Genomic DNA, 19,613 nt, shown 5'->3' with positions numbered 1-19,613 from the left:
TCGCACGCGTTGCGCCACCCCACCGACACTCCGGCTCGCCGCCACGCAGCAGCCTGGACTCCCCGGAGGACGGGCCACGTTCGAGGGACGGCACTGCCCGAGCACCACCGCACTCAGAGAAGAGAACCCCTTTGTCGAGTACGCGTAGCAGGAGTCGCTGGAGACGGACTCTCCACCAGGCCACCGTGGTAGCACTCGTGGGCTCGATAGCCCTGTGCGTACCGCCGGCGACGGCCGCCGAGCGGGCGCAGGCGACCGTCATGACACCCGAGGACGACGGCAGTGTCAGCCCCGAGGACAAGGCCCTCCAGGAGGCGAAGAGCACCGGGAAGCCGGTCGAACTGACCTCCGCCCGGACCGAGTTGTCCGACACCTGGGTGAACCCGGACGGCACGTTCTCCGAGAAGAAGTACGGCGAGCCGGTACGTGTGCTGCGGGGCGGCGCATGGGTCGCCACGGACCCGACGCTCGAGTTCGCCGCCGACGGATCGGTGAAGCCCAAGGCCACCACCGTCGTCGTCACCTTCTCGGGTGGCGGCACCGGGCCGCTCCTCACCGGTGTGAAGGACGGCCGCACACTGTCGCTTTCCTGGCCGTCAGCGCTGCCGAAGCCCACCCTCAACGGCAATGTGGCCACCTACGCCGAAGTACTGCCCGGCGTCGACCTCCAGCTCAAGGCCGAGGTCGAGGGCTTCTCCCAGCTCGTCGTGGTCAAGACCCCGCAGGCGGCCGCGAACCCGGCGCTCACCCAGCTGAAGTACACGATGTCGACGGTCGGGGTCACGGTCGCCACCGACCCCGCGACCGGCACGGTGACCGCGACCAACCCCGCCGGGCAGACGGTGTTCACCAGCCCGTCCCCCATCATGTGGGACTCCACCACCACGGGCAGCGGCACGGCCGCCCCGCAGAGCCTCAAGCAGTCGGCCGCGGCACGGTCCCTGACGGCGACGGAGACCGAGGTCCCCGAGCCTGACAGCTCCTTCGAGCAGCCGTCCGGGTCCAAGGAAGCCGTCATGGCGACCTCCGTGAGCGGCAGCACCCTGCAGATCACCCCGGACCAGCAGCTCCTGAAGGCGGCGGACACCACTTACCCCGTCTACATCGACCCCTCCTGGGCCTGGGGCGGGCGCAACAACTGGACCCGGGTGTCGAAGAAGTACCCGACCAAGAACTACCTCAACTCCAATGAGGTGGCGCGCGTCGGATACGAGAACGAGACGAACGGCCTGTCACGGTCCTTCTTCCAGATGGACACGGCCAACGTCCGCGGCACCAAGGTGATCAGCTCCACCTTCCGCATCAAGAACGTCTGGTCCTGGTCCTGCCAGGACCGGCCCGTACAGCTGTGGCACACCAAGGGCATCGGCGAGCAGACCACCTGGAACAACCAGCCCGCCAAGATCGACTGGCTCTACAACGTCAACGCCTCCAAGGGCTGGTCCAGCAGCTGCCCGGCAGGCAACCTCGAGTTCGACCTGACCTGGAAGATGCAGCGCATCGCCGCCGCCGGCGACACGAGCATCACCCTCGGCATGTACGCCGAGAACGAGTCCGACACCTTCGGCTGGAAGAAGTTCGACCCGAAGACCGCGACCCTGGAAACGGTCTACAACAACCCGCCCGCCACACCGACCGGCCTCGGCACCAACCCCAAGACGGACTGCGCCAACGGCGGCCTCATCGGCAACACGACCGTCAGCCTCTACGCGTACGTGACCGACCCCAACGCCGGCAACCTCTCCGCCCAGTTCCAGGTCTTCCGCAGCGACGGAACCATGGTCGCCGACGAGTGGATCCCGGGACTCAAGGACCGCGTCTCCACCCTGGTCGTCCCCGACGCCAAGCTCCCCACCGGCAGCTACACCTGGAAGGTGCGCGCGTACGACCAGAGCGAGTACTCGGCCTGGAGCCAGACGTGCAAGTTCACCCTGGACCGCACCCGACCGACCGAGAAGCCGAAGATCACGTCGACCACCTTCCCCAATGGTGAGAACGGCTGGCCCGCCGGCACCGGCAAAGCCCGCACCCCCGGCTCCTTCACCCTCTCCGCCAACGGCGTCGACGACGTCACCTGGTACGGCTACTACACCGACTGGAACCCCGACGTGAAGAGCGTCACCGTTCCCGCCGGCGGCTCGACCACCGTCCAGCTCACCCCGCCCGGCGTCGGCCCGCACTTCGTCTACGCGTTCAGCCAGGACCCCGCGGGCAACCGCTCCGACACCGCTGCCTACCTGTTCTACGCCGGCCGGTCCACCGCGCGAGACCAGCCCGGCGACCTCAACGGCGACACCCACCGCGACATCTGGAGCAAGGACAGCTACGGCACCCTGCTGACCTACGCCGGCCAGGGCAACGCGAAGTTCTCCACCACCACCAACGGCGGCATCAGCGGCCTGGGCTCGGCCCTGACGACCAGCTCGCTCGACTGGGGACAGGACGGCTACAACGACCTGATCACCCTGCGACACGACGCGAACGACAACCTCGACAAGCTCTGGGTCCACTCCAACAACGGCCTCGGCCTCGTGCAGGCGAACAGCACCCAGCAGATCAACGTGAGCTGCCCCGTCCGCGACGAGGAGATGGGCTGCACCGAGGAGGGCGACGACCACTGGCAGGGCGCCTCCCAGATCATCAACCCCGGTGACCTGAACAGCGACGGACGAGCCGACCTGCTGGTCAAGCAGGGCAAGCGCCTGTGGGCCTACTTCGGCGAGCGCAACCTCCTCCTGGACATGCACGGCGCGCCCGTGCTCGTCGGCGGGGAGGACTGGGACAAGTACAGCGTCATCACCCCCGGCGACCTCAACGGCGACAACGTCCCCGACCTCTGGCTCCGGGACAACGCCAACGGCGACATCCTGCGCACCTACGGCAAGCCGAGCACCGACAAGAAGGTCACCGTCGACCTGGCGACCTGGGGCTCCGCGACCCGCACCAAGGTGGGCACGGGCGTGACCCAGAAGCTCTACCCCGAGGTCGGCTCGGTCGGCGACCTCTCCGGTGACGGCGTCACCGACCTGTGGGCCCGAAAGGCCGACAACACCGTCTTCGGCTGGTACGGCCAGATCATCGGCGGCGCCGTCGGCTCGTTCTCCGGCGGATTCGACATCGACGCGGTGGTCGGCGCACGGATCGCGTCCGGCACCACTCTGGCCTCCGGCGAACAGTTCACCACCACCGGCGCCAAGCTCGTCATGCAGACCGACGGCAACCTGGTGCTGTCCACCAAGGACAACAAGCCGGTCTGGGCCACCAACACCGCAGGAAACCCGGGCGCCTTCGCCCGCATGCAGGCCGACGGAGCCCTCGTCGTCTACACCGCCAACGGATCCACCACCCTGTGGAGCAGCAAGACCGGCAACAAGCCCAACTCCTACGCCGTCGTGCTCGCCCGCGGAGTCCTGGTCCTCTACGACGCCGTCGGCAGGAGCCACTGGACCAGCGGCGGCCAGAGCCGACCCGACTACAACGACGACGGCTACACCGACGTCCTCGCCCGCGACGCCAACGGCGACATGTGGGTCTACCCGGGCATCGGCGGAACGGGCACCAACACCCTGGGCAGCCGCTACTTCGTCGGCAACGGCTGGTGGCGCGACTGGTGGACGAACGCCTACAACACGGACCTCAACAACGACGGATACACCGACATCGTCGGACGCGACCGCAACGGCGAACTCCACCTCTACCCGGGAACCGACGGAAAGGGCACCTACCCCTTCGGCTCCCCCTCCCTCATCGGCGTCGGCTGGAACATGTACGACACCCTCGGCTTCGGTGACATCAACGGAGACGGTCGCACCGACGCCATCGGCCGTGACAGTGGCGGCGAACTCTGGGTCTACCCCGGCACCGGCGGAACGGGCACCAGCACCTTCGGCAGCCGGGTCTTCATCGGCAACGGCTGGTGGCCGGCATCGTGGACCACGATCCGCTTCGCCGACATGAACGGCGACTACAAGGTCGACATCATGGGCCGCACCGACCAGGGCGACCTGTACGTCTACCCCAACACCAGCACCAACAACGGCAGCATCAGCTTCGGCGCCCGGTACTTCAACGGCAACGGCTGGTGGAACGGCTACTGGAACCCCTTCGCCACCGACCTCAACAGCGACGGCGCAGCGGAGTCCGTCGGTGTGACCAACAACGGAGAGCTGTACGACTACCTCCCCAGTGGCCGCACCCTGATCGGCACCGGCTGGCAGTCCTTCGACGTCATCCTCTGACGACCGGCACCACACGCCACGGATAAGGGTGGGGCCCCGTCCCGGACGGGGTCCCACCCTTCGCGTTCCCCACCCGCTGCGAACCTCTCCACCGACTCGCCGCGCCGCAGGTCAAAGCCCGTCCGGCAGCCAGGGCTGCCATCGATGTCCCCCGCACCAGCCGTCTAATCTCTCGCTATGCAGCGCGGCGAGGTGAGGCGGGATGACGGCACGTGGGCGGGCCTGTCCCTGGACGTGCGGAACCGCCCCCGGCCCGGACTGTGCGTGCTCAGCGCCGGGCCCCGACTGCTGGTCTCCCAACTGTCGCGGCCTGCGCTGCTCGCCCTCGTCGATGAGCACTTCCAGGGCGTCGACTTCTGGCGCACCGACGCGTACCACTCCTTTGTCCCACCGCTGCGCGCCGATATCGGCCGCGCCCTAGCCGGCAGCCCGGAACGGTGGGCTCACCGCTTCGCTCAGTACTTCGCCGACGCACCGGACAGCCCCCTGCACGACGGCCGATGGCTGCTCTCCTGCGAGAGTCCGTTCCGGCGCCGGCGTCACCCCGACACTTCGCACGCCGCGTACTGGAGCGAGATGCTCGTCGACGACCATCCGAACGGATACATCGACTGGTTCGTCCATTCCTCTTCCTGGGAGATCCTGCCGCTGCGGCCGCTGCCCGACGCCGACGACAGCCGGGTCAAGGCGTACCGCAAGCAAGCTCGCGACGGGACGCTCCCGCCGGTCCTCATGTGGTGGGTCAGCGGCCTGCACTGCCAGCTGATCCTGGACGGCCACGCCCGGCTCGCCGCGGCAATCGCCGAGTCCATCGACCCACCGCTTCTGCATCTGCACCGCACGGCTCCGCGCAATGACCTGGACGCGCGCACCCGTGAGGCCGTAAGCCTCTACGAGCACGAACTGGCACGCTTCACCGAACTCCGCACCGTCCACGGCCCCACCGTCCCGGACGGCGCCGCGACCGCCGGCCCGCAGCTGGCCCGTCTCCTCCATGACCTGAACACCGCAGGACAGCCGACTTGGGCGTGGCCCTTGCCGGGCGGGCCGGTTCCGGCGTCGCCCGGGAACCGGCCCGCGGCAATGGTGCGTCGGCTCACCCGCCGCCTTCGATCGAACGGGACGTCCACCCCTGGAGCGACGAGCCGTCCGCAAGGCGTCCGACGAGGCGGAGTGGAGCGGCCCCGCCGCCGCGTGCGGCCAGCAGCTGTTCTCGGGAACTTGCTTGCACCGCACCTGCTGCGGTGACGCCCACCACGCGTCGGCTGCCCGCGGCAAGGACGTAGCGCGCTCCGCTGGGTGCGGACCAGGACGTCCCGGCGAGGATGTCCTGCCCGAATCGCCCGCAGGCCGCGGTGTGGTGCACGGTGGTGACGGGGACGGTCCGTCCCGGCACCTCCAGTGTGATGTCCGCCTGTCCCCGCCCCGCCCATGTGTCGGCCCGCGAGCACACCCACAGGGCGCGCCCCGCGTTCTCGGGCAGAGTCTGCGCGGCGAACTCCCAGCGGTTGACGGATCGGACGTCGCTGCCTCGGAGGCGCACGAGCGAACACGCCGAGTGCGCCCAGGCAGCGAGCCCGAGCGGGCCGGTGGCTTCGCGTGGTCGACGGGCCTGCTCACCAGGGACCGGCAGGGGCGTCCACGTCAGGTGCGCGGGGATGGTGCCGCCCAGATCGGCGACAAGAAAGGCGTGGTCCTCCACGATCCGGCGCGACGAGCGCAACTGCAGTACCGGTACGTCGCCGCAGTGTGTCGTGGCGCTGTTCGGCTCAGCGTCCGCCACGGGCTCGGTGGTTCCGTCCGCCGCCACACGCAAGGGCCGCACGGGGGAGCCGGGAGCGTGCAGATCGCGCAGGCCGGCCTCGGCCACCCAGGGGGCGAGGAGATAGCGGGTCCGGTCGCTCCTGCGGGAGAGAACGACGGCCGCCGCAGTGGTCACGTCGCTGTTGTGCGCCGGCGTCTTCACCAGCGCGGGTCTGCCGTGGGCTGTACCTGGCTCGGTGTAGCGGACGAGCATGCCTGCGGCCCACAGCAGGACGACGCCCGTCCCGTCCACGGTGCCCGCGTACAACAGCGACGGACGCTCGAGGCCGGCCGAGGCCGACGCGCCGCCCGCCCACGCCGCCGTCGCCCGCCTGATCATGCCTTGGTCGCCGGTGCGGTTTCCGCGTGCAGGCCAAGCGGTGAAGTCGACGCGCGAGGTGTCGGCCCACTCGTCGGCCGGGACGAGGACCGGGGCCACCCCGGCCGGGGCCACGGACCCTGCCGACCGTGCGGGAGTGGCGGGTGATCCATCCAGGACGCCGGCGGCGGTCCCGGTGAGCAGCGCCACGGTGCCGACGAGAGCGGCTAGCCGGACGCGGCGGCGACGGCGCAGCAGATCGGTCGGGTGCAGATGGACTGTGCAGGGATCGAACTCGGGGCGCCTGAGGAGCTCGGCCACGTCGGTGGAGAGTTCGGTCACGCCGACGGCGCGGAGCATCCGTAGCCGTTCGGCCTCCCGCACGGCCCGCTCGGGATCGGCCGCGCCCGCCTCGCGGAGCAGGGCCACGGCGGACGGCGGAGCGAGGCCTTCGAGAGACGTCAGGGCGAGGGCCGCACGCGTCGCGGGCTCGGTTGCCGCCAGCGCGCGGTCGAGGGCGAGTTCGTCCGTTCCGCCGGCCCGTGGGAAGAGCCGCAGGCCGACCACTCTGGGCAGGGCCGCTCCGTACGAGACCCGGAGCGGCGGCCGCAGGGCCTCGTGGACGATCCGGGCGCGGAGCCAGTCGTGGGCCGAGCCTCCGACGGTCCCGTCCGTGCGGGGCGTGGGGATCCGAGGGGCGTCACCGACGGAGTCTGCCTCCCCAGGCTCCGGTCCACTCCGTGAACCGGCTCCCGCGCGGCAGAGGCTCCGCTGGACCAGGGCATGGGCGGCCAGCACCCTGCGGTGGCGGCCAAGTCCCGGCGGCAGGATCAGGTGCGCCAGTCGTACCAGGGCGGGGTAGTGCTCGACGAGCACCGCCTCGGCGGCGTCACGTGACGGTGGCCGCGGAGTGGGTATCGACGTGGTCCGGTAGCGGGCTTCCGCCCGAAGGAATTGCATACTGAGGAAACGACCCTCCCCGGGCGACGTCACTTCGGACCTATGACCGGGCCCCGTCTGCGGCTCCGCCCCGGGCAGGGCCCCCGCGGCGGCTCCCATCACGAGTTCTGACTCTGGTTCACCTTGTGGGATCTGTCGCTACTTTGGGGGTGGCCGGGCAGCTGTCAGGCCTGATGACGGATACCGAGACCCGGGCTGCCGTGCGATCACGGGCAGGGTAGGCGGCTTGTTCCGGATCCGGGCGGAGATCTTCGAGAGTGCACTGCTACTACTGATCTTTTCGTTAGTTCTGTGGGATTGGTGGGTGGGCCTTCACCCCGTCACCGCCGCACACTGGCGACGCCGCTCGGCCTCCGACTGGACTACCTACCTTCAAGCCCGCGTCGCCGCCCCACGGCCCTGACCACCGCCCTCGAACACCGACCCGACGTTCCTGGAGTCTGGCCACGAGGCTTGTCAGTGGCAGGGGGATGCTTTCCATGTGACGACAGAGGATGAGCACACAATTTGCGGCCAGGCCGGAGATGGCCGACTGCCTGATCCGCGTTCCGTGATCGAGTGCACGGACTGGGCCTCGCTGGAGCACGCTTACGGACAGGCGCATGACACGCCACATCGTCTGCTCCAGCTCCTGGACGATGACCCGGACGTTCAAGCGGGAGCACTGGGACTGCTGGACATGTCCGTTCTGCATCAGGAGTCCTTGTACAGCGCGACGGCGCCGGCCGCGCTGTACGTAGCCGCAGTGTTGAACCACCCCCGGACCCTTGCCAGCCACGAGGACTACTCCACCGGGGATGACCGGCCTCGGCCACTGCGCGCGGCCTTGCTGGAATGGCTGGGCCAGATCACGGATTCGGCAGCCTACGGCGAGGCGACGGGCGAGGAGGACGGTAATGATCCGGGCGTCACCGATGCGGTCCGCGCTGTCCGCGGCCCGATCTACGACGCCGTGACCCCGCACCTCCTCGCCCCAGACCCCGCCGTCCGAGAGGCCGCCCTCAGCGCCACCACCGCACTCCTCCAATCTCCCGAGCTCGCCGACCGAATCTCCAGAACGACCCAGACCCTTCAACGGCTGCTCGCCCAGAGCAGCGACCGGAGAGAACGCGCGACGGTCGTCTTGACGATCGGCGCCTGGGGCGAGGACACCACCGCCTTGCTCACGGACCCGGACCCCGCCATCCGGGCCTGCGCCGCGCTGTCACCGGGTTGCGCCGACAACACCAAGGCGACGCGGACGATCCTCCACGCTCTGCTCGACCCCGCAGCCATCGACTCCTGGTTCCTCGAACCCACCCGTGCCGACCCTTGGGCCGGAGACCCACTGCCGCACATCACAGGCCGCCTACGGCACGCTCTCCTGGCCACGGCCATCGACCGCGCCGGCGACTTCGAGGAACTCCTGCCGGCCGCCCTGGCCTCCGTGCCCTTCTGCAGCAACCTCACCATCGCCGAAGACTGGGGGCCACTGCTCGCCGCGGCATTCCCCTCCGGCTACAACCAGGGTGCCAAGCTCACCCCGGCCCAGCATCGCTACCTGGACGCTCTCGCCGCCCGCGACGTGTGCTGGCGATACACCCACCTCGTCACCCCTTGGTTCGACGACGTTGACCTTCCTGTAGACCGCAACGCCATCAGGACCCTCCTGACCGGACCGCGGCCGCACCAGTAGGGACGCCTGCTCGGGCTTGGCAGCCACCGGTTCCAGACAGGAATCAGGAATACCGCAGGGTTCGAGTACCGCTCCCCAGCAGCTGGTGCCTCCTCGTGGAGCGCTGAGCGCCGTGAGGCATACGGGAACGATCAGGACTCGCCGATTTCACTGATCGCGGTGAGCGCCCGCTCAAACCGGTCAAAGGCGGACCAGGACCCGGCGCAGTGGCAGCCGCCGGCCGCCAGCGCCCGGTGCCGGTACGCCACGGAGTGGACGGCGACGAAGCTCCGCTGGGGTCTGTTCGTTGACCAGGCGGAGGCGGGCGCCCTCCCATCGCTCGCGGCTGAGTGCCCGGCCGCACTGGTGGAGTACGAGCCCGCTCCGTAGTACCGGCCACTGACCCGTCCAGCCGCGTGCGCGAGAGCGGGGCAGGGCGACAGGCGTAGCCCGTCAGGCGTTCTGCGTCACGCACCGAAGGGCGGCACCCACCGAGGGGTGCCGCCCTTCTGCTGAACCTGGAAGCTGGCGAGCCGGCGCAGGTTGTCCTGCGAGTCCCGCATGCGGGACAGATCGTTCGATTCAAGTTCGAGACGCGGCGGCTCGGACAGAAGCGCCGCAATCCGAGCCCCGGAGATCTGTCGGTACGCGTTGGACGTCGACATGTCCGCCACATCCCGGATGAACAGCTCGGCGGTCTCATAGTCCGCCCGCCACAGCCGGCCCCGCAGTGAGATATCCAGCGCGGTCGCCGCGACGAACCAGGCTTCCTTGTACTGGGCAAAGGAACGCTTGCACAGCTCCCAGGAGTCTGCCTCCTCTGCCGTCAGCGGCCCCTTCGCATCGGGCGCATCCACCGCTGCCGGAAGCTGATCCCACCGAATCATCGGCTGAGCCCGGCCCTGCGCCACGTCCTCCTCGCGCAGAACCACGCCGCCGCCGGTCTCTTCCTGCTCCCTGCGCCGCCGCTCCTCGCGCTTCGCCCGCAGCTGCTCCGGAGTCAGTGGCTTGGTCTTGCTGCTCACTTGCTGATCAACCCCCGCTGTTCCAGCTCCGTCACCAGCTCATCGAAGTGCGAGCCGGGCGCATCGATCGGCTGACCCTCGCCCGTGTTCGCGTACCGCTGGACGGCCGGAATCATCGTTGTGAACACGTTCCAGCCAGCATCCACCAGCGTTTTGCGGATGCCCTCCGGAGCCGTCCTGGCGCCAGGCTGGACGCGTACCAGGAGGACCCACTCCTTCGCCCGAGGGGCGTTCGGGTCCTTCTTCTTGTCCCAGGCCAGATCCAGGAAGCCATCCATGGGCAGCTCTTCCAGGCGCTCCACGTCGCCATTGGTTGCCGCGCACACGACGATGACCAGGTCCGCCACGCGCAGTACGGAGTATCCGATGCCCGCGTGGTTCTCCAGGTGGCCGCAGTCGACCGCGCCGATGTGCCCCTCCGGCAGGGCGTCCGGTGCCTCCTCGTGGAAGCGGGTGTCCGCAAGGCGGGTCACCTCGAAATCCTGGTCCGACGCCTGCCACCACCGATAGAGCTGCTTGGACTCGTCCGAGTCGAAGCCCTTGACGTCGTAGCCGCGCTCGCGAAGGGCATGGAGCAGCCACCAGATGACCGTCGTTTTCCGGTAGACGGGGGCGAAACAGCAGCGATGAACGTGCCCCGCACCCTACGTGCAGCCTCCGGATTCGCAGAGACCCGGCACCGAAAGTGCGCCTCCGCCTGCCAAATGAAGGGGGCGGGGCGGTCGTGCCGGTCACCACCGAGACGAGTGCCGAGCAGGGATCAGTTTGTCGGCTGTCGGTCGCTGGTCTGGTGCTGCCCCTGGGGGGCTGCAAGGTCTGGGAGTGGGGGCAGAAAGAGGCGACCTGTCAGCTTGAAGATCGTGGATATGCCAGTTATGTCCTTCCGGATGACCCACATAGTGAAGCGCCGGTGGATGAGCAAGGCCGGCGGGGCGAGCGCACCGAGAATGAGCATGACAAAACCGGCTGTCGCGATCTTTGTGACGTACTGGGCCATGGCAGGGGCTTCGGGGCGCTCCGTTGTAGCGAGCCACTGAATCAGGCGGAACTCTGCGTAGACGTGAAGGCACGCGAGGATAAGCCATGCAGTGTTCGTCCAGAACCGAACCTCCTTATGCAGCATGCTTCCCAACCGTTCCAGCGGCGACGGCTCCTCTGGCTGGGAAGGCGTCGCCACATCATGCTGACGCCCCAAGAGCTTGTGCACTACTTCCAGACCTTCGCGGTCAAGGGTCGGGATGAGGCGTTCCATGAACGTGCCGGAGACCTTCAGGAACTCAGCGCTCCCCAGCAGGGGAATGACCGTCACCATCGCCCCGGCGAATTCCTCGGTCATCTTGTACGTGTGTAAGCGTCCCTCCAGTCAGTGCGTGATCGCACAGGCAACCTAGTGGCTCAACGCTGCGCCGGGGACCGGAGAGATTCAGTCGTGCCTGACGGTCGTCAGAGGATCAAGCCACGATGCGTGACCACCTCCGGCCTCCTCTCTGTTGACGAGCAAGGCGGGTGGATAGGGTCAGCGGCAGCCCGCGCCGATATGGCGTGCGCGGGTGAGGCCCGGTGCCCAGATGCGCTCTGGGAGCAGTACCACCGGGCCGCCTTTTCCTTCCTCAAGCGCAAGCAGTCTGAGCCGGCCCAGCCTGGAGATCTTCGGTGTGGCTCGAGGGCTGCGCGAGGGTGTGGATGCGTTCAACGAGGGATCCGTCGGAGAACCGGACGGTCAGTGTCATCCTACGGGCGAGCTGATCGCGGCCGCAGATTCGCTGGCCGGAGGTGATGGTCAGGTCCAGGAGCGCGGCCCGACGAGATCTGGCGGAAGCCACCCGAACTGCCGCGAGCAGCGCGTGCGGCGCGGCCGCGTGACGCCAGGATGCAGGCCGCTGCGGTAACTCCTCGGCCACGGCGCGGAGGGCTTCACTCGGGTCTCCGAGATCTTGGGGCTGCGCTGATCTGTTCCACGGCGGACTTGGATCTGTCCTGGGGAGGCACTGAGGTGTCTGGGGTGGTGCTGAATCCCTTCCTCGGATGCCGTCCCCGGCGGGGCGTGGTGTGCTGGCTGGTAGGGGGGATGTCGCCACCGGGGCGGCGCGTGATGTGCCGCCCCACCTCACGAGGAGGGATCCGCCATGGCGATCTTCGTGCACGGCGTCCTGGCGGGCGTCACCACCGACCAATACGACGGCTTCAACGCGAAGCTCCAGGAGACGCCCGACATCTTCGACGGCTGCGTGTCCCACGCGTGCGTGCAGACGGACGACGGTCTGGAGATCTTCGACGTGTGGGAGACCGAGCAGCAGATGAACGCGTTCGCCGAACGCATGATGCCGATCGCAGCGGCCGTGGGCTTCCCGGTCAGCGACGCGGCGCCCCGCATCATGACGGTGCACAACTACTGGGTCCCCGGGGCGGGCGGCTGACGGGCGAGGAAGGCCAGCGTCATCTGTTCTCGTGGGTGCCCGAGATCACCTGCGCTCCCACTCCAGCGCACCGACTACCGCCGCCTGGCCGGCCTCCAGTCCGCTGCCGGTCATGTCGGTGACAGATATCGCGCGACGGCACGGTGACTGTCCTGTGACAGCGAACCTTGAGCGCGTGCCACCGAAGATTGATCGGCGATGGACGAGTGCTCACTGCCCCTGGAGATCTTGACGGATCTTGTCTCGGAGTAGGTCAACACGCTGGCCGAAGACCTCTCGATCCTCGGCAAATCGTCTGTGGTAAGTCCCCAGAGCGGAGTCTCCCCGCTCAGCCAGCTCAAGCCAGATACTGGTGTCCACCACGACTTGCTTGGCGGTTGCGAGCAGGGAGGCTACCGCTTCGACGACCTGATCAGGCGCTTCCAGATCAACGACCTGGGCTTGTTCTAGTAGGGCGTTCTCGGCAGAACGAAGACCTACAACGGCGCGCTGGACCGGTTCCACCTCGTTCCCCCCAAGGGAGGGCGACACCGCCCGTGCCTGAGCCTGGAAATGGCGGGCCGCACCGATGAACGTGACGTAGGCGTCTCGGCGTAGCTGACGATGCCACTGTGCTCGACTACCGGCGAGCTGGTCATGCGACTGCCGTCGGAGCGCAGCCGCGGAGACCAACCCCGAGATCACAGCTCCTAAGACACCAACGCCGGCACCCGCGACCGCAGCCCACCCCTGGTCCATGGCGGCATTATCTACGACGAGTGACCCCGATCAATCTTCGGTGGCACGCGCTCAAGGTTCGCTGTCACAGGACAGTGACCGTAGTCGTAGGTGGCGTGTGTGACTGGCCTACAAAAATCGAACAGAGGTACGTTTCTGGAGTGGCAGACACCCCCCTTCCTGACGACCTGATCGAGCTGCAGCAGCGCCTGCACCAGGCTCGAGCCGAGTACACGGCGCTGTGTAGATCCCTGCCGTGGTCTGTGGAGCCGCTGGACGGCCGGCCCGGTGCCGTACACCCGCATACGGGAGAGGTCACCGGCGGCCGTGACGCGTCCCCCGGGTGCACGCCGGAGCAGGAGGCCGAGGAGAAGCGTCTGTGGGAGCTTGCCCGGGAGCTGTCGATCGCCGTCTCGACCCACCCGTACTGGGGAACCCTGGAGAAGGACGCCGGCCTGGTGAAGGCCCGCATGGAATTGAAGCGGCACTCGAAGGCGCAGCCGGACGCCGTCAGTGTCCCGGGTGGGGCTGGCGCGACGTAAGCAGCAGGAGACCCTGCGTGACTGGCTTCGATGGCTGCTTGACCAGACAGAGCGGACGATCCGCGAACTCAAGGTGCAGCAGGCCTGGGAGCAGCGGCGCCAGGAGGTCGCGCGCCGGGAGATCTCCTGGAAGCCGCTGCCGTCCCGAGCTGTCGAGAGCCACCCCGCGCTGCACCGCGGGAACTGCCCGGACGGAAAGAACATGACTTCGCTCCTGACCGAGGAGGTGCGGATCGCGTTCGAGCAGTTCCCTGGGCTGGAGATGCACGAGAGGTGCACGCTGGCCCGAGCGGCCTTCAGCGTCTCGGGCACGGTGTCGTTCTTGCTGCTGTGCCGGCAGGGCCTGGCCCCCGGCGTGCGCGCATCATCGCCTCCGTGACCGCGATGGGGTCGCCGGCGGCTGATGCTGGGATCGCGGGTTCGGACTTGTGCCGGGCGTTCGCCGTCTCGTTTGGCCGTGAGCGTTGTCAGTACCTCGTGCCAGGATCCGGATGAACGGATGAACGCAAGGAGCACGCCATGGGGACCCCGGAAGCCGGTCTTTTCGGCAACGGCACGAAAGCGGACTGGGGTGACTCGGTCTGGAAGACCTTCACCTCGGCGTCCCGGACCGCACCGGGCCCTGACACCTCCCTTGAAAGGCCGCCGCTGTCCGTCGACTGGGTCGACTACGTCGACACCGACCCGATACGCGCGCTGGAGATGCTGGTCCTGGGGTGGTATCCGGCCGAGGAAACACCGCCGGACCCTGATGCCCCCACGGACGACGTTCTCGCCTTTCTGCCGCCGGCACTGGCCGCCTTCCACCGTCTGGCCCGCATCCGCGCCGCGCTCTACCGCTTCTGCCACCCGATGCTCCTGCGTCCCCAGCACGTTACAAGGCCTCACGGCAGCCAGCTGGTCTTCGCAGTGGAGAATCAGGGATGCAGGGACTGGTCCATCCCCTGGCCTCCTCAAACCGGGTCGGAAGACACCGACCCTCCTGTCTGGCTCACCGAGGACCCGCACTACGACGACGACCCGGAGACGATCCTCGAAGTGGAACCTCTCAGCCGCTTCCTCCTGCAGTTCACCCTCGACCAAGCACGGGGCATCGCGCCCTTCAGAGCCCGGACCTTCGTCCTGCCCCTCGAACGTCTCGAACCGCTGTGGAGCTTCCTGCGCGCAGTGCCCCTCAGCCCCCACCAGCCCACCTACGAAGGCAGCGTGTTCTACGCAGCCCCCGGGCTGCTGGTCAGCGTCAGCGCCTCCGAAACCGAAGCGGCCATCGGTTTCGGAGCCCGCCACCGCGAAACCCTTGCCCCCTTGCGGGCCTACGACTTCCCCTGGTGGCACTTCTACGAATAGAGCCCGACCACACGTGGCACCAGCAGGCCGGAATCCGCGTCGAGCATGTCTTTGCCCGGACGGCCTTCATCGTCGCCACGTAGACCAGCGGGTCGCACAGCGACCCGCCGGTCCTCGGCCTTCAGGGTTGACCTCTCTTGGCAGCCGCCGAGACCGGCGCGCCACAGGGACAAGGAAGGAACTCCGATATGCCCCAGCCTGCTCTCGCCCGCCTGCTTCAGCTACTCCCGCCACCTGTCTCCGGAGGAGACATAGTGGACTGGGAACGGATCGCCGACGCGGCGCAGCTGGAACTCCCTGCGGACTACCGCGAGTTCGTGGAGTCGTACGGCGGGGGAGAGATCGACGAATACCTGTCCATCAGCACACCTCCCATACCGGGCTCGCCGTACGGAGATCTCCTCGACAGAATCGATCCCGCACTCGCGGACTGCCAGCAGCTGGGCGCTCTCCTTGGAGAGCAGGACTTGCCGCCCCTGTTGCCCTTCGCGGACTCGGCGAGCGGCGATGTCGCCTTCTTCGTGCGAAAGGGCGCAGCCGACACCTGGAGAGTGGCCACCTTTCGGAGGCAGACGCCGTACGGGGTGAACCGCTGGACGGTCTTCGACGGTGGCATGGCGGAGTTCTGCCTGGCCGTCCTGACCGGCGTGGTGGACCCGTTCAGCGAGCTGATCGCGGGATCAGGGCCGCACGTGTTCGTGAGCTGGCGCGACTTGTAACCACCGGGCCGACTCGCGCGATCACCCGACCGTACTGCCGCCCTTAGGTGCCGGTAGGCGACTCACCTCATTGTGTTAGAGGATGTCTCACGTGGTGGTGTCGATATCTCCACCGACAAATCCTTTTTGTCCGGGCCAGAAAGCTGGCGCGGAGCCGCGCTGGCCGCCGTAGGGGAGGGATTTACGGCGCTTGAAAGTAAGGGTGGTGGCGCTGAAAGAGAGGGCGTTGGTGTTGTGGTGGTCGGCAACGAGGAGGCAGACCTTACCGTCGTTGCTTGTGCGGATGGCAGAGCCGCCGGGCACGGTGTAGTAGCGGGTGCCATTGGCGATAGCTGCCGAAGTCGTACCAGCTTGGCGGGTCAGCGCGAGTTCCTGACCACCGGGCAGGTAGAGCGTGGTGGTGGTCGGATCGCGCTTGACGATATGGGTTCCTTCGGCGTCGTAGAGGAACAACGTGACCTTGCCCGAGGTGGTGGAAGTGTTGAGCTTGCCTTCTGCGTTCCAGGTAAGGTCGGGCTTTGCCTTATTCCGTGGACACTCGCGTGTTATGCGACCAGGTCCAGGTTATCGATGCTGACGGTGTGCTGCCGTTCGTAGTCGACCGGGCTTCGGTATCCGAGGGCCGAGTGGCGCCGCCTGCGGTTGTATCAGGCCATCCAGGTGAAGACCGCGATGCGGGCCTGTGCCCGGTTCAGCCAGCGTGAGCCGTAGAGCAGTTCGCGCTTCAACGTGGCGAAGAAGGACTCCGCGAGGACGTTGTCGTAGCTGGAGCCGACCCTACCCATCGAGCGCCGTATGCCGTGCGTCCGGCAGACTCCGGCGAACGCCGCCGACGTGTATTGCGTGCCGCGGTCGGGGTGGAAGACCACGCCGTGCACGTCACCGCCGCGGGCATCGACCGCGGAGCGGACGGCGTCGACGACCAGACCGGCGCGCATGTGCTCGGCCAGCGACCAGCCCACGACCCGCCGCGAGTGCATGTCGATCACCGTGGCCAGGTACATCCATGACCCGCCGACCGGCAGGTACGTGATGTCGCCGCACCAGCGCACGTTGGGCGCCGGCGCGGTGAAGTCGCGCCCCACCAGATCGGGCGCCGGCGGCACGCTCTTGTCCGCGACCGTCGTGCGCACGCTGCGCCGCAGGTGCCGGCCGGCCAGCCCGCGCTCGCGCATCAGCCGGGCGACGCGTTTGTGGTTCACCGCGCCGTGCCGCTCCCGCAGCTCACGGGTGACCCGGGGAACGCCGTAGGCGCCGTTCGACTCCTCGTGGATCTGCTCGATCCGCGCGGCCAGGTCCTCGTCGGCCGCCCTGCGGGCCGCCCGGGCGGCCGCCGCCGCGATCCACCGGTAGAACCCGGACGCGGACACGTCCAGAACCCGGCACAGCCGCTGCACTCCGTACAGGTCACGATGATCGGAGATGAACCGCCAACGGCCGGTCATCGACCCATCTCCTTGGCAAAATACGCAGCTGCCTTGCCCAGGATCTCCCGCTCCAGCTCCAGCTCACGCACCTGCTTGCGCAGCCTGCGCAGTTCCTCGCGCCCCTGCGGGTTCAACGGGTCCTCACCGCCCGCATCCGAAGCCGCCGCGGCCCGCGACCGTGCGACCCACTGACGCAGCGACTCGGGGTTGACGCCCAGCTCGCGTGCCACCGACGAGATGCGCCGCCCGCTGGACTCCACCCGTGCGACCGCGTCCCGCTTGAACTCCCCCGAGTACCTCGCAGTACCCATGAGGACATCCTCTCCACGGACCCGAAGATCCGCTTCTCAGAAGTGTCCACTCTTCGGGGTAAAGCCCAAAGCCGTCGTACCCCGGGCACAGCGCCTGCGCGGGGAGCGTAACCACAGCCGATCCGCCGCTGTCCGGCGTCATGCGGACCTTGTCATCCGAGGGCCGGGCACCGCCGTCGGAAGACGTGATCGGCAGACCGTAGGCGCCGCCGACGATCCCCTCCGGCCCCTCGATCTCCACGGCCACGCCCTCCGGGCCGAGCGGGCTCGACAATTCGAGTACTCGCTCCGTGCCGGGGTCAAGCCCCGGCCGGCGCAGCCGGGGCGGCGCATGCTGCGCCATGCGGGTGGCATCCGCTGCAAGCACCGGTCCGCTGCAGCGACGGTACCGAAGACCTCATGAGCCCCGGCCACCCGGCACAGGGGCCGATGAAGGAGTGAACATGCGCAACCGCACCCTGACCGCCGCATCCGCGGCTGTTCTGGCCGCCCTGTGCGCGGCGCCCGCGCTGGCCGCGTCCGGCGCCGCACCGCAGACGCTGCCCACCAAGCAGCACAAGGCCCTGCACGCGATCGGCCTGACCGGTGACCAGCGTCTGGTCGAGTTCGACGTGCACAAGCCGGCCAGGATCTGGTCGCTGGGCAAGGTCTCGGGGCTGTCCGGCGACACCAAGCTCGTCGGGATCGACTTCCGCGTCCAGAACGAGAAGCTGTACGGCGTCGGCGACAAGGGCGGCGTCTATACCCTGAGCACCGCCAACGGCAAGGCCGTGAAGGTCTCCCAGCTGACCGTCGCGCTGGTCGGCAGCGCGTTCGGCGTGGACTTCAACCCCGCCGCCAACCGGCTCCGGGTCATCTCCGACACCGGACAGAACCTGCGGCACAACATCGACGATGGGGCCGCCCCGCTGACCACCACCGTCGACGGCACCCTGACCAATCCGACGATGCCGCCGTCGACCGCTACGGGGGTCACCGGCGCCGCGTACACCAACAACGACCTGAGCGCCGCCACCGCGACCACCCTGTTCGATCTGGACACGATGACCGACCGGATCTCCCTGCAGTCCCCCGCCAACGCCGGCACTCTGGCACCCACCGGCAGCCTCGGCGTGGACGCCGCCCTGGACGCGGGCTTCGACATCTACTACAACGCCGCCACCGGCATGAACCATGGCTTCGCCGCCATCGGAAGCGGCGGCTCCTACCGTCTGTACGCGGTGGACGTGCTCACGGGCAAGGCCATCGGCAAGGGTGCCTTCCCCGCCAAGTACCAGGTCACCGACCTGGCTCTGCCCATCAACCAGAAGTAGCCCGCCCTCCATGGCCTGGGCCCGCGCCCCAGGGCTGGGGCGCGGGCCCGGGACTGCGTTGTGCCTCCCGGGTGGAGTGTGGTCATGACGCCGGCCCCGTTCCCCTTTCTTCACGGAAGGGGAACGGGGCCGGCGGTCGTTGCCGCTGCGCGAGCGAGCGGTGTTACTTCGGCATGAGGACGGTGTCGACGATGTAGACGTTGGCATTGGCGGTCTTGACGTTGCCGCAGACGACCTTGGAGGTGTCGTTGACGGTGTAGTTCTCGCCGGAGCCCTTGGTGGTGATCATGCCCTTCTGGAGGGTCTCGAAGGAGCCGTTCTCCAGCTGCTTCGGGGTGAGCCTCTCACCGACGACGTGGTAGGTGAGGATCTTGGTGAGGGTGGCCTTGTCGGCGAGGACCTTGTCGAGGTCGGCCTTCGGGATCTTCGCGAAGGCGTCGTTGGTCGGGGCGAACACGGTGATGTTCTCGGCGTTGTTGAGGGTGTCGACGAGTCCGGCCTGCTTCACCGCGGTGACCAGGGTGGAAAGGGCCGGGTTGTTGGAGGCCGCGGTGGCGACCGGGTCCTTGGCCATGCCGTCGAAGGATCCCGCGCCCTCCTTCGGCACGCCCGCGCAGGCCGGGCCGAAGGGCTGGTCGCCGGTCATGGCGTCCTCGGTGGGCGTCGCGCTGGTCTTCGCCTCGTCGCCCGCCGCGCTCGACGGTGCGGCCTTGGTGTCGCTGTCGGAGTCCGAGCACGCGGCCAGGGAAAGGGGCAGCAGGGCTGCTGCGGCGACGGCGATCGCGGTGCGGCGGATCTTCATGCTGTTCATGATCGGTTGC

At 68.2% G+C, this 19,613-nt stretch carries 15 protein-coding genes and 1 pseudogene; 8 read left to right on the top strand and 8 right to left on the bottom strand.

Features of this window, described 5'->3' with window-relative positions; genetic code table 11:
* Positions 1-185 precede the first annotated feature (185 nt).
* Positions 186-4,238, top strand: a complete 4,053-nt coding sequence (locus ACIQFX_RS09700) for an FG-GAP-like repeat-containing protein (RefSeq protein ID WP_402460524.1) — start codon at positions 186-188, stop codon at positions 4,236-4,238.
* Between the two features lie 1,096 nt (positions 4,239-5,334).
* On the opposite strand, the gene ACIQFX_RS09695 is transcribed toward ACIQFX_RS09700, so the two are convergent.
* Positions 5,335-7,320 carry a hypothetical protein gene (locus tag ACIQFX_RS09695; RefSeq protein WP_402460522.1) on the bottom strand — a complete coding sequence of 662 codons (1,986 nt, stop codon included), beginning with the start codon at positions 7,318-7,320 and terminating at the stop codon, positions 5,335-5,337.
* A 481-nt stretch (positions 7,321-7,801) separates the two neighbouring features.
* Between ACIQFX_RS09695 and ACIQFX_RS09690 the strand changes: the two genes are divergently transcribed.
* Positions 7,802-8,995 (top strand): HEAT repeat domain-containing protein, encoded by a 1,194-nt coding sequence (locus ACIQFX_RS09690; RefSeq protein WP_402460520.1) that lies wholly within the window; start codon positions 7,802-7,804, stop codon positions 8,993-8,995.
* A gap of 446 nt (positions 8,996-9,441) precedes the next feature.
* Here the strand turns inward: ACIQFX_RS09690 and ACIQFX_RS09685 are convergent, their stop codons facing one another.
* From ACIQFX_RS09685 to ACIQFX_RS09675, 3 genes are all read right to left on the bottom strand, one after another.
* Entirely contained in the window at positions 9,442-9,999 is a 558-nt protein-coding gene (locus ACIQFX_RS09685; RefSeq protein WP_402460518.1) for a hypothetical protein, read from the bottom strand.
* A complete protein-coding gene (locus ACIQFX_RS09680; protein ID WP_402460516.1) occupies positions 9,996-10,472 on the bottom strand; it encodes a hypothetical protein in 477 nt (158 codons plus the stop codon). The genes ACIQFX_RS09685 and ACIQFX_RS09680 overlap by 4 nt, the downstream gene beginning before the upstream one ends.
* 287 nt (positions 10,473-10,759) lie before the next feature.
* The gene (locus tag ACIQFX_RS09675; RefSeq protein ID WP_402460515.1) at positions 10,760-11,335 is read right to left on the bottom strand and encodes a hypothetical protein; all 576 of its coding nucleotides are present in this window, start codon (positions 11,333-11,335) and stop codon (positions 10,760-10,762) included.
* A 790-nt stretch (positions 11,336-12,125) separates the two neighbouring features.
* On the opposite strand from ACIQFX_RS09675, the gene ACIQFX_RS09670 reads away from it, so the two are divergent.
* On the top strand, positions 12,126-12,416 hold the full coding sequence (locus tag ACIQFX_RS09670) for a hypothetical protein (protein ID WP_402460513.1): 291 nt from the start codon (positions 12,126-12,128) through the stop codon (positions 12,414-12,416).
* A 210-nt stretch (positions 12,417-12,626) separates the two neighbouring features.
* On the opposite strand, the gene ACIQFX_RS09665 is transcribed toward ACIQFX_RS09670, so the two are convergent.
* The gene (locus ACIQFX_RS09665) at positions 12,627-13,154 is read right to left on the bottom strand and encodes a hypothetical protein (RefSeq protein WP_402460512.1); all 528 of its coding nucleotides are present in this window, start codon (positions 13,152-13,154) and stop codon (positions 12,627-12,629) included.
* Positions 13,155-13,294: 140 nt separating this feature from the next.
* On the opposite strand from ACIQFX_RS09665, the gene ACIQFX_RS09660 reads away from it, so the two are divergent.
* The 4 genes from ACIQFX_RS09660 (at position 13,295) to ACIQFX_RS09645 (ending at position 15,741) form a co-directional block, all read left to right on the top strand.
* Positions 13,295-13,675, top strand: a complete 381-nt coding sequence (locus ACIQFX_RS09660; RefSeq protein ID WP_402460510.1) for a hypothetical protein — start codon at positions 13,295-13,297, stop codon at positions 13,673-13,675.
* Positions 13,656-14,054, top strand: a complete 399-nt coding sequence (locus tag ACIQFX_RS09655; RefSeq protein ID WP_402460509.1) for a hypothetical protein — start codon at positions 13,656-13,658, stop codon at positions 14,052-14,054. The genes ACIQFX_RS09660 and ACIQFX_RS09655 overlap by 20 nt, the downstream gene beginning before the upstream one ends.
* Before the next feature lie 140 nt (positions 14,055-14,194).
* A complete protein-coding gene (locus ACIQFX_RS09650; RefSeq protein WP_402460507.1) occupies positions 14,195-15,022 on the top strand; it encodes a hypothetical protein in 828 nt (275 codons plus the stop codon).
* Positions 15,023-15,276: 254 nt separating this feature from the next.
* Positions 15,277-15,741 carry an SMI1/KNR4 family protein gene (locus ACIQFX_RS09645; protein WP_402460504.1) on the top strand — a complete coding sequence of 155 codons (465 nt, stop codon included), beginning with the start codon at positions 15,277-15,279 and terminating at the stop codon, positions 15,739-15,741.
* Between the two features lie 87 nt (positions 15,742-15,828).
* Here the strand turns inward: ACIQFX_RS09645 and ACIQFX_RS09640 are convergent, their stop codons facing one another.
* Complete coding sequence (locus ACIQFX_RS09640; RefSeq protein WP_402460502.1) at positions 15,829-16,194, bottom strand: hypothetical protein; 366 nt, start codon at positions 16,192-16,194, stop codon at positions 15,829-15,831.
* Positions 16,195-16,286: 92 nt separating this feature from the next.
* Positions 16,287-17,479 (bottom strand): annotated as a pseudogene (locus ACIQFX_RS09635) (IS3 family transposase).
* Positions 17,480-17,922: 443 nt separating this feature from the next.
* Between ACIQFX_RS09635 and ACIQFX_RS09630 the strand changes: the two are divergent.
* The gene (locus ACIQFX_RS09630; RefSeq protein ID WP_402460501.1) at positions 17,923-18,792 is read left to right on the top strand and encodes a DUF4394 domain-containing protein; all 870 of its coding nucleotides are present in this window, start codon (positions 17,923-17,925) and stop codon (positions 18,790-18,792) included.
* 163 nt (positions 18,793-18,955) lie between these two features.
* Here ACIQFX_RS09630 and ACIQFX_RS09625 read toward each other — a convergent pair whose 3' ends face one another.
* Positions 18,956-19,603, bottom strand: coding sequence for a fasciclin domain-containing protein (locus ACIQFX_RS09625; RefSeq protein WP_402460499.1), 648 nt, complete (start codon positions 19,601-19,603; stop codon positions 18,956-18,958).
* Positions 19,604-19,613 lie beyond the last annotated feature (10 nt).

Source organism: Streptomyces sp. NPDC093089, from assembly GCF_044754405.1.
Lineage (GTDB): Bacteria > Actinomycetota > Actinomycetes > Streptomycetales > Streptomycetaceae > Streptomyces.
This window is presented reverse-complemented; position numbering and strand designations above follow the sequence as displayed.